The following is a 14382-nucleotide window of genomic DNA, read 5'->3' as shown; positions in this document are numbered from 1 at the left end:
ATTACTTGTGAATACAAGTTCTTATTAACGGCCGTGACAATTTTTAAATTTCTTACCAGACTGACATGGACATGGATCATTCCGATCAACACCTTCAAATGAAACAGCATCTTTAGTTTGGACAGGTTGGTTTGGCATAATGTTCTTAACTGCCGTTGTACGTGATTCTTGTACTGAGCGTTCCCGTTCAATATTGTCATGAATCTGCGCTTTCATCATGAGTCGTGTAACTTCAAACTCAATTGCACCAATCATATCATTAAACATATTAAATGATTCTGACTGATATTCGACGATTGGATTATTCTGAGCATATCCACGTAAGCTTACTGCATTGCGTAACTGATCCATCGCATCAATATGATCTGTCCATTTATTGTCTACAACACGTAGAATGAGTACCTTCTGGAATTCGCGAATTCGATCTTCATCACGAAGCTTCTTCACTTGTGAATCATAGACTCTCAAAGCTAGTTCATACAATTCATCAATGATTTCTTTTTTATTCATTGATTTAAAGGACTCCGCATGCAATGTACCATCTTCAACCAATGTTGTATGAGCAAACTTAATAATCCCATCAATGGCTTCATCTTTTGAACCCAAGAAATGACCTTCCACTTGACGCTCAATGGTCCGCTTCATCATTGCCTTGATTTCAGGTGCCAAATCACGATCCGCTGTAATCACATCTTGACGTTGTTTGTAGATGATTTCACGTTGTTCACGCATAACGTCATCATATTGTAGAACTTGTTTACGTGAATCGTAGTTATTTCCTTCTACACGTTTCTGTGCTGATTCAACTTGACGTGTGAGCATTTTCGATTTGATTACAGACTCTTCTTCTGAAAGGTTCATACGTTGCATAAACACCTTGATCCGTTCTGAACCAAAACGTTTCATCAAATCATCTTCGAGTGATAAGTAGAACTGAGATTCCCCTGGATCACCCTGACGACCTGAACGTCCACGAAGCTGATTATCAATACGGCGACTCTCATGACGTTCTGTACCAATCACACATAGTCCACCTAATTCTCGCACACCAGGACCTAACTTAATATCTGTACCACGTCCAGCCATGTTTGTTGCAATCGTAACAGCTCCACGCTGACCAGCATTCATGATGATTTGGGCCTCGCGATAATGGTTTTTAGCATTCAATACCTCATGCGGAACGCCTGCAGCAACTAATTTTTGTGAAATCAAATCAGATGTTTCAACCGAAACTGTACCAACCAGTACTGGTTGACCTTTTTCATAACGGCGCTTCACATCAGCGATAACGGCGTTGAATTTGTACTCTAAGCTTGGATACAGCAAATCTTCATGGTCAACACGAGCAATAGGTCGGTTGGTTGGAATTGGTACAACACGGATATTATAGACTTCACGAAACTCTTCTTCTTCTGTCTTACCTGTACCCGTCATACCTGCCAATTTTTTATACATACGGAAGAGGTTTTGGTAGGTGATCGAAGCACTGGTTTTCGATTCATTTTGAACAGGCACACCCTCTTTAGCTTCGATTGCTTGGTGTAGACCATCAGAATAGCGACGACCTTCCATAGTACGTCCTGTAAATGGATCGATAATCATGACTTCGTGATCTTCATTTACCAAATAATCAACATCATAGGTCATGATGTAATTAGCACGAAGGGCATTGTCTAAGAAGTGAGTGATGGCTACATTTTCAATATCATATAGATTATTTAATTTGAAGAATTTTTCAGCCTTATCAATACCTGTATCAGATAAACCAATTGTTTTTGAAGGAACGTCAATAATATAGTCTTCCTTATCCAATGATTTAACCAAGTTATCCGCCAAGAAATATAATTGATTTGTTTCAGAACCTTGAGGACCAGAAACAATCAGAGGAGTACGAGCTTCGTCAATCAGGATAGAGTCCACTTCATCGATCAAGGCATAGTTTAATGGACGTTGCACCATATCTTCTGCACGAACGACCATATTATCTCTAAGGTAATCAAAACCGATTTCTGAGTTGGTAGAGTAGGTAATATCGCAGTTATAGGCTTCACGTTTTTCTAGCGGTGATTTAGCTGCCAGGTTAATTCCGACTGATAGTCCAAGCCAAGAATATAACTCACCCATTTCGGTCGCATCACGGGTTGTCAAATATTCATTTACCGTAACTACGTGAACACCTTTTCCTGAAAGGGCGTTCAAATAAACAGGCATAGTCGCAGTCAACGTTTTTCCTTCACCAGTACGCATTTCTGGTACATCACCATTGTGAAGAACGATCCCCCCCATAACCTGAACTTTATATGGATAAAGACCTAATATACGTCTAGCTCCTTCTCGAACAACTGCATACGCTTCATACAAAAGGTCATCTAAGGATTCTCCCTTGCTGTAACGTTCTTTAAATTCAGTAGTTTTTGCTTGCAATTGCTCGTCACTGAGCGCAGCCATTTCATCAGCATAAGAAAATACTCTGTCTGCCATTTTTTCAAGTTTTCTTTGCTCTCCCTTGTCATTTTCAATGAGAGAACGAAGCACATTTGTTACCATACTATTCATCCTATTTTCTCGTTTTAGTTCAATAATATATTATACCTTGAATATGCTGTTTTTGCAAGAATACGGCTAAAAGTCAATCAAATAAAGAGAGTTTATGAAAACCAATAAAAATAATAAAAGAAAAATAAGTTCATAACACAGCATTTCAAAGTTTTTTAACTATCCTAACACCTGCCTATCTAAATGTGTAAAATTTTAATATTGAAACACTTGTACTTGGGAAAGTCACTTACATTTTTTGCATGCCTTAAAATGGGGAAACTAACTTTCACATTCTATATAGAATATCCAGTCACTAATACTCAATGAAAATCAGGTCAACAAGTTCTGTTTTAAATTTCGAAGAGTATAAGATTTATCTTTCCAATATAACTTCTTATTCTGAAAAAAAGCAACCCTTTCATTAACAGGGTTGCCATTTCAACTTTTCTCACTTTTATTTTTCAGATACTTTTCTTGCTAAGGCAAAATTACCAAGAGTTGCAGAACCATTTTCAGCAACAGCTGGCGTTACGATATATTCTTTGACATCTGGTGTTGGGAGATAATCGTTCATCAAACCGACAAACTTCTCACGTACACGATTAAGCATGTGCTCTTGAGCCATAACTCCTCCACCAAATACAATTACTTGCGGACGATAAAGCAAGGTTGCCTGTACGGCTGCTTGAGCAATGTAGTAAGCCTGCACATCCCAAACTTCTGAATTCAACTCTATCAATTCACCTCGAATACCTGTCCGTCCTTCAAGTGAAGGACCTGCTGCTAAGCCTTCCAAACACCCATTGTGGAATGGGCATATTCCCTTAAATTCATTTTTAACATCGTAAGGGTGTAAGGCAACGTAAGTATGACCAGCTTCAGTATGACCCAAGCCACCTATAAACTCACCATTCTGAATAGCACCTGCCCCAATACCTGTACCGATTGTATAGTAAACTAAGCTCTTTACCCCTTTACGAACCAGGGTTTCACCAAAAGCTGATGAATTCACATCTGTCGTGAAGTAGAATGGAATATTAAATTCCTTAGCAATCAGACCAAGTAAATCAATATTTGACCAATGAGGTTTTGGAGTTGAAGTTATGTATCCATATGTCGACGAGTTTTGATCAATATCAATTGGACCAAATGAACCTATCGCAATACCTGCCAAACGATCTTCATAGCGTTTGAAGAATTCGACTGTTCGTTCAATCGTTTCATAAGGAGTTGTCGTAGGAAATTGTGTTTTTTCAACAACTTGGAATTGTTCATCGCCTACGGCACAAACAAACTTTGTACCACCCGCTTCCAAGCTACCATATAATTTTGTCATATTATTTTCTCCCATTGTTTTATCTGTTTCATTATACCATAGAAAAAAGTAGAAGAAAAAGGCCTAATGCCTTTTCCTTTCAATTTTCTATACTATTTTACTACTTTCATGAAGTTATCACCATGAGCGATTGTTCCTTCAGCAAGTGGTGAAACTTCAGCAAAGTCTGCTGTATTTGTTACGATTATCATCGTAGTATCATCTAGACCTGCTTCAGCAATTTTCGCAGCATCGAATTTAGCGATTGGAGTACCAGCTTTTACTTTATCGCCAGCTGCTACTAATTTTTCAAATCCGTTACCGTTCATTGAAACAGTGTCAATACCAATGTGGATAAGAATTTCAGCACCAGAAGCTGTTTTCAATCCGTAAGCATGACCTGTTTCAAAAGCAATTGTTACTTCTGCATCTGCTGGTGCATAAACAACACCCTCAGAAGGTTTAATAGCCAAACCTTTACCCATAGCTCCTGATGAGAAGACTGGGTCATTAACATTTTCAAGAGTAACTACATTACCTGAAAGTGGAGAAACAAGAGTTTCTTCAGAAAGAAAAGCTGTTGTAGCTTCATTTGCTAGAGCCGCTGTTTCCTTTGCAACAGCAGAAGGTTTACCAGCAACTGGCTCTTCATCTTCATAACCGAAGAGGTAAGTAAGAGCAAAACCAAGAGCAAATGATACAGCAACCATAAGGATGTATGGAAGAATTTGACCATTACCTGCGTAAAGTGTCAAACCTGGGATGATAGTAACACCCATACCTGTACCGGCAAGACCAAGAAGAGATGCTACAGCACCACCGATGGCACCCGCAACCAATGAAAGAAGGAATGGTTTGCGGAAACGCAAGTTAACACCGAAGATAGCTGGCTCAGTAATACCGAGGAAGGCAGAAAGAGCTGCTGGGAAAGCAAGAGCTTTCAATTTAGGATTCTTAGTTTTCACACCAACCGCTACTGTAGCAGCACCTTGTGCTGTCATAGCTGCAGTGATGATAGCGTTGAATGGGTTAGCACCAGTGTTTGCTACCAATTGAGCTTCCAAGAAGTTAAAGATATGGTGAACACCTGATACAACGATAACTTGGTGAACACCACCGATAAGGAAACCACCAAGACCCATTGGCAAGTTCAAGATAGCTTGTGTACCAGCCAAGATGTAGTTTTCAACCACGTGGAAGACTGGACCGATGACAAACAAGCCAAGAATAGACATTACAAACAAGGTTACGAATGGTGTTACCAAGAGGTCAAGAACTTCTGGAACAACCTTGCGGACAGCTTTTTCAAATTTAGCACCGATCAAACCGATGATGAAGGCTGGCAATACTGAACCTTGCAAACCTACAACTGGGATGAAACCGAAGAAGATAGTTGGTTTCACATCGCCACCTGATGCTACAACCCAAGCGTTTGGCAACTGACCCGCAATGAGCATCATACCAAGAACGATACCGATTGTTTGGTTACCACCGAATACACGGAATGTTGACCATACTACCAAGGCTGGCAATACGATGAAGGCTGTATCTGTCAAGATTTGTGAGTAAACGTTCAAATCTTCTGGAAGAGTATAACCAAGAGCTCCAAGAAGACCACGAAGACCCATGAAAAGACCAGTTGCTACGATAGCAGGAATGATTGGAACGAATACATCACCAAATGTACGAATGGCACGTTGGAACCAATTACCTTGTTTTGCTGCTTCTGCTTTTTGTTCAGAACTTGTAGAGGTTGGAAGACCAAGGGCTACTACTTCATCATAGATTTTGTTTACTGTACCAGTCCCAAAGATGATTTGGTATTGACCAGAGTTGAAGAAAGCACCTTGTACTTTTTCGATGTCTTCTACTGTATCCTTGTCGATTTTTCCTTCATCAACAACCATAACACGAAGGCGAGTCGCACAGTGGGCAACGCTACGTACGTTTTCGCGTCCGCCAAGAGCGTCAATGACTTTTTTTGCAATTTCTGTATTGTTCATCTTGCAAAAATCTCCTTATAAATATTTTTTGTTTTTGAAAGTGTTTTCAAACTTTCGATGCTTTAATTATATCATTTTCCATCTATATGTCAAACGTTTATCATATTTTTTTTTGAATTTGTTAAAACCACTGTTAAAACTTGATTTTTTACAAGATAACGTTTACTATAATAATTGAAAAAATAGAATTTTGGAGAAAATTATGGCATTCACAACTGAGGAACGTTACAGAGCTTACGCTGACTGGACACCCGAATACATTGAAAAAATTAAAAAGAATACTGAAAGTTCACCTTGGAGGACCAACTTCCATATCGAAACACCGCACGGACTCTTGAACGATCCCAATGGGTTCTCTTATTTCAATGGAAAATGGACTTTATTTTATCAATACTTTCCTTTTGGTGCAGCCCACGGCCTAAAATCATGGGTACATGCTGAATCAACCGATCTGGTTCATTTTGAAGAAACAGGTACTGTTCTTTATCCAGATACTCCTTTAGACAGTCACGGTGCCTACTCTGGCTCTGCCATGGAATTTGGCGACAAGCTCTTCCTCTTCTATACTGGAAATGTCCGCGATAAAAATTGGGTTCGCCATCCATACCAAATCGGTGCCTTGATGGACAAGGACGGTAAAATTGAAAAGATTGATAAAGTCTTGATTGAGCAACCAGAAGATACCACCGACCATTTCCGCGATCCACAAATTTTCAACTATAAAGGGCAATATTACGCTATCGTCGGTGGACAAAATCTGGATAAAAAAGGAATTGTCAAACTTTATAAAGCTGAAAATAATGACTACCTCAACTGGTCCTATGTTGGTGACCTAGATTTTGCCAATGATATGACCGCTTATATGATGGAGTGCCCAAATATTGCGTTCGTCGGTGATCAACCCATCCTACTTTACTGTCCTCAAGGCTTGGACAAAAAAGTGTTGGACTACGGCAATATCTATCCAAATATGTACAAGATTGGTCAGAGTTTCGATCCTGAAACAGCTACTATTGTAGAACCAGGTGAATTGACCAATTTGGACTATGGTTTTGAGTGCTACGCAACCCAGGTCTTTAATGCACCGGACGGTCGCACACTCTCTGTAAGCTGGTTGGCTCTTCCTGATGTGGAATACCCAACAGATGCTTATGACTATCAAGGCTGTCTGTCATTGGTTAAAGAATTAACCATCAAGGACGGTAAGCTCTACCAATATCCAGTCGATGCTATTACCAGTCTTCGTAAAGAAGCTCAGCCGTTTTCAGCCCAAAAAGAAACCAATAATGTTTACGAATTGGAACTTGATTTTTCAGCGGGCACGAAGCACGAAATCGTATTGTTCGCAAATGAAGAAGAAAAAGGCTTGGTCTTGTCTGTAGACACTGAACAAGGCCAGATTACATTAGACCGTGGCAACTGTGGTCAGCCATTTGCTTTGGACTTTGGGACAACTCGTTCATGTGAAATTGAGCCTGGAGCAATAACTGCAAATATCTTCATCGATAAGTCAGTCTTTGAAATTTTTATTAATAAAGGAGAAAAAGTATTTTCTGGTCGCGTCTTCCCAGATGCCAATCAAAACGGAATTGTCATCCGAACAGGGGCACCGACTGGAACCTACTATCACTTAGATTATGGTCGCAAAACTAACTGATGTAGCACAGTTAGCTGGGGTTAGCCCCACCACTGTCTCACGCGTTGTCAATAAAAAAGGATACCTATCTGAAAAAACCATTCGCAATGTCGAGGAAGCCATGCGTGAACTAGGTTACAAACCGAACAACCTGGCACGTAGCTTACAAGGTAAATCCGCAAAATTAGTTGGTCTCATCTTTCCAACCATCAACAATATTTTCTATTCTGAGCTAATAGGACATCTGGAAAAAGAACTTTTTGATCGAGGTTATAAAACCATTATTTGTAATAGCCAACATGAATCCGATAAGGAACGTGAATATCTAGAAATGCTAGCAGCAAACCAAGTTGATGGTATTATTTCAGGCAGTCACAATTTGGGAATTCAAGACTACGATCGTGTCGTCGCACCAATTATTGCTTTTGACCGCAACCTCTCTCCTTCCATTCCCATTGTCTCCTCCGATAATTTTGCTGGCGGGATATTAGCTGCCCAAACCTTACAAAAAGCGGGATGTCACAATCCATTAATGATCACGGGAAATGACGACTCTAATTCTCCAACTGGACTACGACAAGTGGGCTTCACTTCTATTTTAGATGAAGCTAAAGTTTTTAAAATCGCAAGCGACTTATCCCCAGTAAGAAAAGAAATGGAGATTCGCTCAATACTTGAAAAATACAAACCAGATGGCATTTTTGTTTCCGGCGATGCGACAGCTATGCTGGTTTGGAATGTGGCTCGTTCTTTAAAATTATCCATTCCAGAGGATATCAAATTAATTGGTTATGACGGTACGAGTTTTATTGAGAGTTATTATCCTCAATTAACAACCATCAAACAGCCATTGGTCGAGATCGCACGGTTGTTAGTCGATTTACTGATTGATAAGATTGAGGGAAAGAAACTCCCAAAAACAGACTATATTTTACCAGTCACCCTCTTAGCTGGGGCGAGTGTATAAAAAAGACTGTACTTGAGTTGCCATCAAGTACAGTCTTTTTCACTTTTCATTCTACAATAAAAGAAGAAACCTTATTTGGCTTCTTCTTTTATAAACTGGCTTAGTACACCGTTGACAAATTTAGCAGATGCATCATCTGAAAATTCTTTGGCTAGTTCAACTGCTTCATTGACTGCAACACGACCTGGCGTTTCTTCAAAATATAAAATTTCAAATAATCCTAATCGCATGATATTCTTATCAATTAAAGTCAAACGATCCAAGGTCCAGCCTGATTTTAGTCGAGTGGATAATTCTTTATCCAACTCCTCACGATAATCCTCTACACCATTGACAAGATTAAGAAGGAAAAGTGGAATTTCAATTCCTTCTTGCTCATCTTCTTTATCATAAAGGTAAGAAAACTGAGCAGCTTGAACGGGTTCTTGTCCAAATTCAAGCGATAAGATTGCCTGCAACGCACATTTCCGCAAGGCATGTCTATTATTCTTCATCAAGGAAATCCTCTCCGAATAAATCTTTCAATGCTGGTTTTGGTGTCTTATCAGGAACAATGCCATTGACATGGATATTGACAGCATCAACTTGTACATCTGCATAATTAAGAACTGCTGTTTTAACAGCACGTTGAATATCCATAGATACGGCAGGTACATTGACACCATACTCTAAATAAACATAAATATCTGCAGTTACTCGACCTTCTTCATCCGTCTCAAGGTAAATTCCTTTATTTAGAGATGTTTTCGACCAGCTATCCGCTACTCTTTTGTTCTGGAGGGAATGTACCCCATCCACTTTAGCGGCAGCAATGCCTGTAATTACTTCAAGAACGCGTGGCGCAATAACAATTTCGCCCTGATATTCTACTGTCATAGGCTCTCCTTTCCTAAGAGGAAACGCTTAAGCGCGTGAAACGTAAGTTCCCTCTGCTGTATTAATAACAAGTTTTTGACCTGCTTCAATAAAATCTGGTACGTTAACAACAAGACCAGTCTCCATAGTCGCTGGCTTACCAGAACCTGTCACTGTTGCACCTTTGATAGATGGTTGTGTTTCAGCAACAACCAATTCAACAGTTGTTGGGACAGTGACACCAATCACTTCTGTTCCATAGAATTGAATTTTTACATCTGAGTTTTCTAACATGTATAGTAATTCTTCTTGGATTGTAGCTACTGGAATTTCATATTGATCATACGTTTCAGTATTCATGAAATAAGCAGTGTCATCCATTTGGTAAAGATATTGAGCTGGAACAGTCTCGATAATAGCTTGTTCAAATTTTTCATCGGGACGGTAAGTTGTATCGAAAGTAGATCCTGTACGCACATCGCGCAATTTCATACGCATGATGGTGTTGCCTTTACCAGGCTTGTGATGACTTGCTTCCAAGACCTTAATCAACTTACCTTCGGCTTCAAAGGTCATACCTGCTCTAAGTTTACTTGCTTCAATCATTTGAATGTTTACCTCTTAAAAATAATTTATTCGTTTTATTTTACCACAAATCAGCAAATTTCTCAAATGACAATCAATTCTTTTGGAGCTAGCGTCAAAACTTCACACCCTGTTTCAGTGATTAATAAGTCATCTTCGATCCGAACACCATATTTGTCATCCAAATAGATTCCAGGCTCATCCGTCAAGACCATACCTGCCTTGATGGCTTCATCAGATTTTCCAAAATACGGATACTCATGAATATCCAGACCGATACCGTGACCGATGCCATGTGTAAAGTTGGCTCCGTACCCCGCCGTATTGATAATCTCACGAGGAATAGCATCAAACTCGCGGTAGGTGACACCTTCCTTGGCCTGCTCAATTAAAGCCTTATTGGCACGCAAGACCACATCATAAATCTCACGCTCTTGATCTGTCACATGACCGATATGGATGGTCCGCGTCATATCGCTAACATAATGCTGATAATAGCAACCAAAATCCAGCGTCAAGGTCTCACCAGTTTGGATAACCTTTTCAGACGCTCTTCCATGAGGCATAGCAGAGCGGTAGCCAGATGCCACGATAAACTCAAATGATGCCCCTTCTGCACCGAGTTGACGCATGCGGTGGTCAAGAAAATGATTGACGTCCATCTCAGTCGTCTGACCTGGTTTGATAATGTCAAGAACATCAATAAAAGCCTGATCCGAAATTTGACATGCACGGCGAATGGTCGCAATCTCCGTCTCATCCTTGATCATGCGCAAATCCTCGATAAAATTAGACATGGCAACCAATTGGTAATCCGCAAAGAGGGCAGACAATCCTTGGTAAAAACCATAGGTCACCTGACTGTCAAAGCCAATCTTGGTAAGACCATCTTCTTTGATGATATTAGCAATTTCTTCCAAGGCCTTACGACTTTCAATAATGTCAAAACCTTTTACTGATGCCTTGGCTATCAAGGTATAACGCGAATCAGTCACAAACAAGCGACGCTTGCCACTGATGAAGACAGTCGCCTCTGTCCCCCAAAAACCAGTTAAATAATAAATATTATTTTGCCCTGTCACTAAGATTCCATCAACCTCTGATTGAGCTAATTTTGCTTCAAATTTCCCAAGTCTTTTTTGCATTCTACACCTCCGAAGATTTTGTAACTATTATAGCAGAAATGAAGATATATAGCAGAAATGAAGATAATTACCAATAAATTCTTAGCAGGACAAGCAAAAAGCCGCTAGAGCGACTTTATAAACTTGCTTATTTCAACTTCATTTTCAGATATTGGCCTGTAAAGCTGGCTGGATTTTGAGCAACTTCTTCTGGTGTTCCTGTCGCGACAACGGTACCGCCACCGACACCACCTTCTGGCCCCATGTCGATAATGTAGTCTGCTGTTTTGATCACATCCAGATTGTGCTCAATGACCAGAACAGTATTACCATCATCAACAAAACGAGCTAAAACCTTTAACAATTGAGCAATATCTTCGGTATGCAGGCCAGTCGTTGGCTCATCCAAAATATAGAGAGATTTACCAGTTGATCGCTTGTGAAGCTCAGATGCCAATTTCATCCGTTGGGCTTCACCACCTGACAAGGTTGTCGCAGGTTGTCCAAGAGTAACATAGCCCAATCCCACATCTTGAATGGTGCGGAGCTTCCGTTCAATTTTTGGAATATGTTTAAAGAATTCCACCGCATCATTGACCGTCATATCAAGGACCTGAGCAATATTTTTCTCCTTGTAGTGTACTTCCAAGGTTTCAGAATTATAGCGTTGACCATAGCAGACCTCACATGGGACAAATACGTCTGGAAGGAAGTGCATTTCGATCTTGATGATTCCGTCACCAGAACAAGCTTCACATCGACCACCTTTGACGTTAAAGGAGAAGCGTCCCTTCTTGTAGCCACGGATTTTGGCTTCATTGGTCTGGGCAAAGAGGTCTCGAATGTCATCAAATACACCTGTGTAAGTGGCTGGGTTGGAACGCGGTGTCCGTCCAATAGGGCTTTGATCAATATCAATCAGGCGATCCAAATGTTCAATTCCAGAAATGGACTTGAACTTGCCTGGCTTGTCCGAATTGCGATTGAGTTTCTGTGCAATAGCTTTTTTCAAAATGGAATTGACCAGAGTTGACTTACCAGAGCCAGACACTCCTGTCACCGCCACAAATTTTCCAAGTGGGAAACGGACCGTTACATCTTGCAAGTTGTTTTCCTTGGCACCTATCACCTCTAAGAAGCGACCATTTCCAACACGACGCTCTAAAGGAACTGGAATTTGGCGCTTCCCAGAAAGGTACTGACCTGTAATAGACTTTTTATTTTTAGCAACTTGATCCGGAGTCCCGGAAGCAACAACTTCTCCACCAAACACACCAGCACCAGGTCCAATATCGATTAACCAATCTGCCTCACGCATGGTGTCCTCATCATGCTCCACCACAATCAATGTATTGCCCAAATCACGCATTTTCTTAAGACTAGCAATCAGACGGTCATTGTCCCGCTGGTGCAGACCAATTGACGGCTCATCCAAGATGTAAAGGACACCAGACAGGTTTGAGCCAATCTGAGTCGCCAAACGAATCCGCTGACTCTCACCACCTGATAGGGTTCCAGCTGCTCGGGACAGCGTCAGGTAGTTAAGACCAACGTTGTTAAGGAAGGTCAGGCGATCCTTGATTTCCTTGACAATAGGCGTAGCAATCGTCGCTTCGTTTTCAGACAAGGTCAGATTTTCAATGACTTGCAAATGATCCGCTACGGACAAGTCAGACAACTGCCCGATATGAAGTCCCTGCTCGCCACCTACTTTAACAGAAAGGGCTTGGCCATTGAGGCGATAGCCGTGGCAGGTCCCACAGGTCAATTCATTCATGTAAGTCTTCATGACTGTTCGTGTATAATCACTATTGGTTTCACGGTAGCGGCGGTTTATATTAGTAATCAAGCCTTCAAATGGAATATCAATATCCCGCACCCCACCAAATTCATTTTCATAGTGGAAATGGAATTCCTTCCCATCAGAGCCGTTGAAAATCAGATTTTTTTCAACCTCAGTTAGCTGCTCGAATGGCGTATCCATATCTATCCCAAAGTGATTCATGGCCTGCTCCAACATTTGAGGATAATAATTCGATGAAATTGGATTCCAAGGGGCTAAAGCACCTTCACGCAAGGTCTTGCTGGCATCTGGGACTATCAAATCTGTATCCACTTCGAGCTTCATGCCAAGTCCATCACAATCACTACAAGACCCAAAAGGCGCATTGAAGGAGAAAAGACGTGGTTCTAACTCTGGCACCGTAAAACCACAAACTGGACAGGCATAGTATTCGGAGAATAGCATTTCCTTGTCGTCCATGGTATCGATGATAACATAGCCGTCCGCAATTCGAAGTGCCGCCTCAACCGAATCAAACAAGCGAGAACGAATGCCCTCTTTGATGACAATCCGATCGACTACAACCTCAATATTATGTGCCTTACTCTTTGACAACTCAGGAACTTCCGACACATCATAGACATCTCCATTGACACGGACCCGAACATAGCCATCCTTCTGAATTTTTTCAAAAATTGTCTTATGTTGCCCTTTTTTCTTACGTACAATCGGCGCCAAGATTTGTAACCGCTGGCGTTCAGGCAATTCCAAAACCTCATCAACAATTTGTTCTACTGAAGATGCCGCAATTGTACCGTGACCATTGATACAGTAAGGCACCCCAACACGCGCATAGAGCAAACGGAGATAATCATTGATTTCCGTAGCCGTCCCCACTGTCGAGCGTGGGTTACGCGAGGTTGTTTTTTGGTCTATGGAAATAGCAGGGCTAAGACCTTCAATAGAATCGACATCTGGCTTATCCATATTGCCCAAGAACTGACGAGCATAGGCAGACAACGATTCAACATAACGACGTTGACCTTCAGCATACAATGTATCAAAAGCCAAACTCGACTTTCCAGAGCCAGATAAACCAGTTACTACCACCAATTTCTCACGCGGAATGGTCACATCAATGTTTTTTAAATTATGGGCACGCGCCCCATGAATCACAATATTTTCTTGCATAATTTAAGATACAGAGCCCGTAAAACGCACGGTGAAAATAGGAAATTTGACGAAGAGCGTTAACGCTCTAGGAGAATTTGTCTTTTTCACACAGCGTTTAGGGCGTGTTCAATTCCTTTCTAGATATAAGTGCGTTAAGAAAGCGAGAAGAAAATAGGAAAATGTGATGTCACTTCGTGACAAAACATTTTGTCTTTTTCTCGACGCTTTTAGCACACGTTCAAATCCTTTCTAAGATACAGAGGGCGTTGTAACAGTCTGGGAGACTGTTGAAATCAGGAAATAGGGAAAACGGAGTTTTCCTCATTACACCAACATTATTAGCCCGTGTTCATTTCCTTTCTAAAGATACAAAGCCCGTAAAACGCAAGGTGAAAATAGGCGG

At 40.8% G+C, this 14382-nt stretch carries 10 protein-coding genes; 2 read left to right on the top strand and 8 right to left on the bottom strand.

The annotated features are described in order from the left end of the window. Positions 1–24: 24 nt before the first annotated feature. From secA to D2A30_02295, 3 genes are all read right to left on the bottom strand, one after another. Complete coding sequence (secA, locus tag D2A30_02305; GenBank protein ULL21971.1) at positions 25–2547, bottom strand: preprotein translocase subunit SecA; 2523 nt, start codon at positions 2545–2547, stop codon at positions 25–27. Between the two features lie 445 nt (positions 2548–2992). Next, entirely contained in the window at positions 2993–3874 is an 882-nt protein-coding gene (locus tag D2A30_02300; protein ID ULL20504.1) for an ROK family protein, read from the bottom strand. A gap of 92 nt (positions 3875–3966) precedes the next feature. After that, positions 3967–5856 (bottom strand): PTS beta-glucoside transporter subunit IIBCA, encoded by a 1890-nt coding sequence (locus D2A30_02295; GenBank protein ID ULL20503.1) that lies wholly within the window; start codon positions 5854–5856, stop codon positions 3967–3969. Between the two features lie 202 nt (positions 5857–6058). Here D2A30_02295 and D2A30_02290 point away from each other — a divergent pair, with 202 nt between their 5' ends. Further along, positions 6059–7513 carry a sucrose-6-phosphate hydrolase gene (locus tag D2A30_02290; GenBank protein ID ULL20502.1) on the top strand — a complete coding sequence of 485 codons (1455 nt, stop codon included), beginning with the start codon at positions 6059–6061 and terminating at the stop codon, positions 7511–7513. Beyond that, a complete protein-coding gene (locus tag D2A30_02285; GenBank protein ID ULL20501.1) occupies positions 7494–8459 on the top strand; it encodes a LacI family transcriptional regulator in 966 nt (321 codons plus the stop codon). Before D2A30_02290 ends, D2A30_02285 begins: the two co-directional genes overlap by 20 nt. 71 nt (positions 8460–8530) lie before the next feature. Here the strand turns inward: D2A30_02285 and nusB are convergent, their stop codons facing one another. The 5 genes from nusB to uvrA all read right to left on the bottom strand — a co-directional run bounded on the left by nusB (position 8531) and on the right by uvrA (position 13997). Next, positions 8531–8953 (bottom strand): transcription antitermination factor NusB, encoded by a 423-nt coding sequence (gene nusB / locus D2A30_02280; GenBank protein ID ULL20500.1) that lies wholly within the window; start codon positions 8951–8953, stop codon positions 8531–8533. Further along, positions 8943–9335, bottom strand: a complete 393-nt coding sequence (locus D2A30_02275; protein ULL20499.1) for an Asp23/Gls24 family envelope stress response protein — start codon at positions 9333–9335, stop codon at positions 8943–8945. Before D2A30_02275 ends, nusB begins: the two co-directional genes overlap by 11 nt. Before the next feature lie 27 nt (positions 9336–9362). Beyond that, a complete protein-coding gene (gene efp / locus D2A30_02270; GenBank protein ULL20498.1) occupies positions 9363–9920 on the bottom strand; it encodes an elongation factor P in 558 nt (185 codons plus the stop codon). Positions 9921–9982: 62 nt separating this feature from the next. Next, a complete protein-coding gene (locus D2A30_02265) occupies positions 9983–11044 on the bottom strand; it encodes an aminopeptidase P family protein (protein ID ULL20497.1) in 1062 nt (353 codons plus the stop codon). A 127-nt stretch (positions 11045–11171) separates the two neighbouring features. Continuing rightward, positions 11172–13997, bottom strand: a complete 2826-nt coding sequence (gene uvrA, locus D2A30_02260; protein ULL20496.1) for an excinuclease ABC subunit UvrA — start codon at positions 13995–13997, stop codon at positions 11172–11174. Positions 13998–14382: the final 385 nt, after the last annotated feature.

Origin of the sequence: Streptococcus suis (assembly GCA_022354845.1) — a bacterium.
GTDB lineage: Bacteria > Bacillota > Bacilli > Lactobacillales > Streptococcaceae > Streptococcus > Streptococcus suis_AA.
The sequence above is the reverse complement of the archived record's forward strand: the minus strand, read 5'-3'. Positions and strand labels throughout refer to the sequence as shown.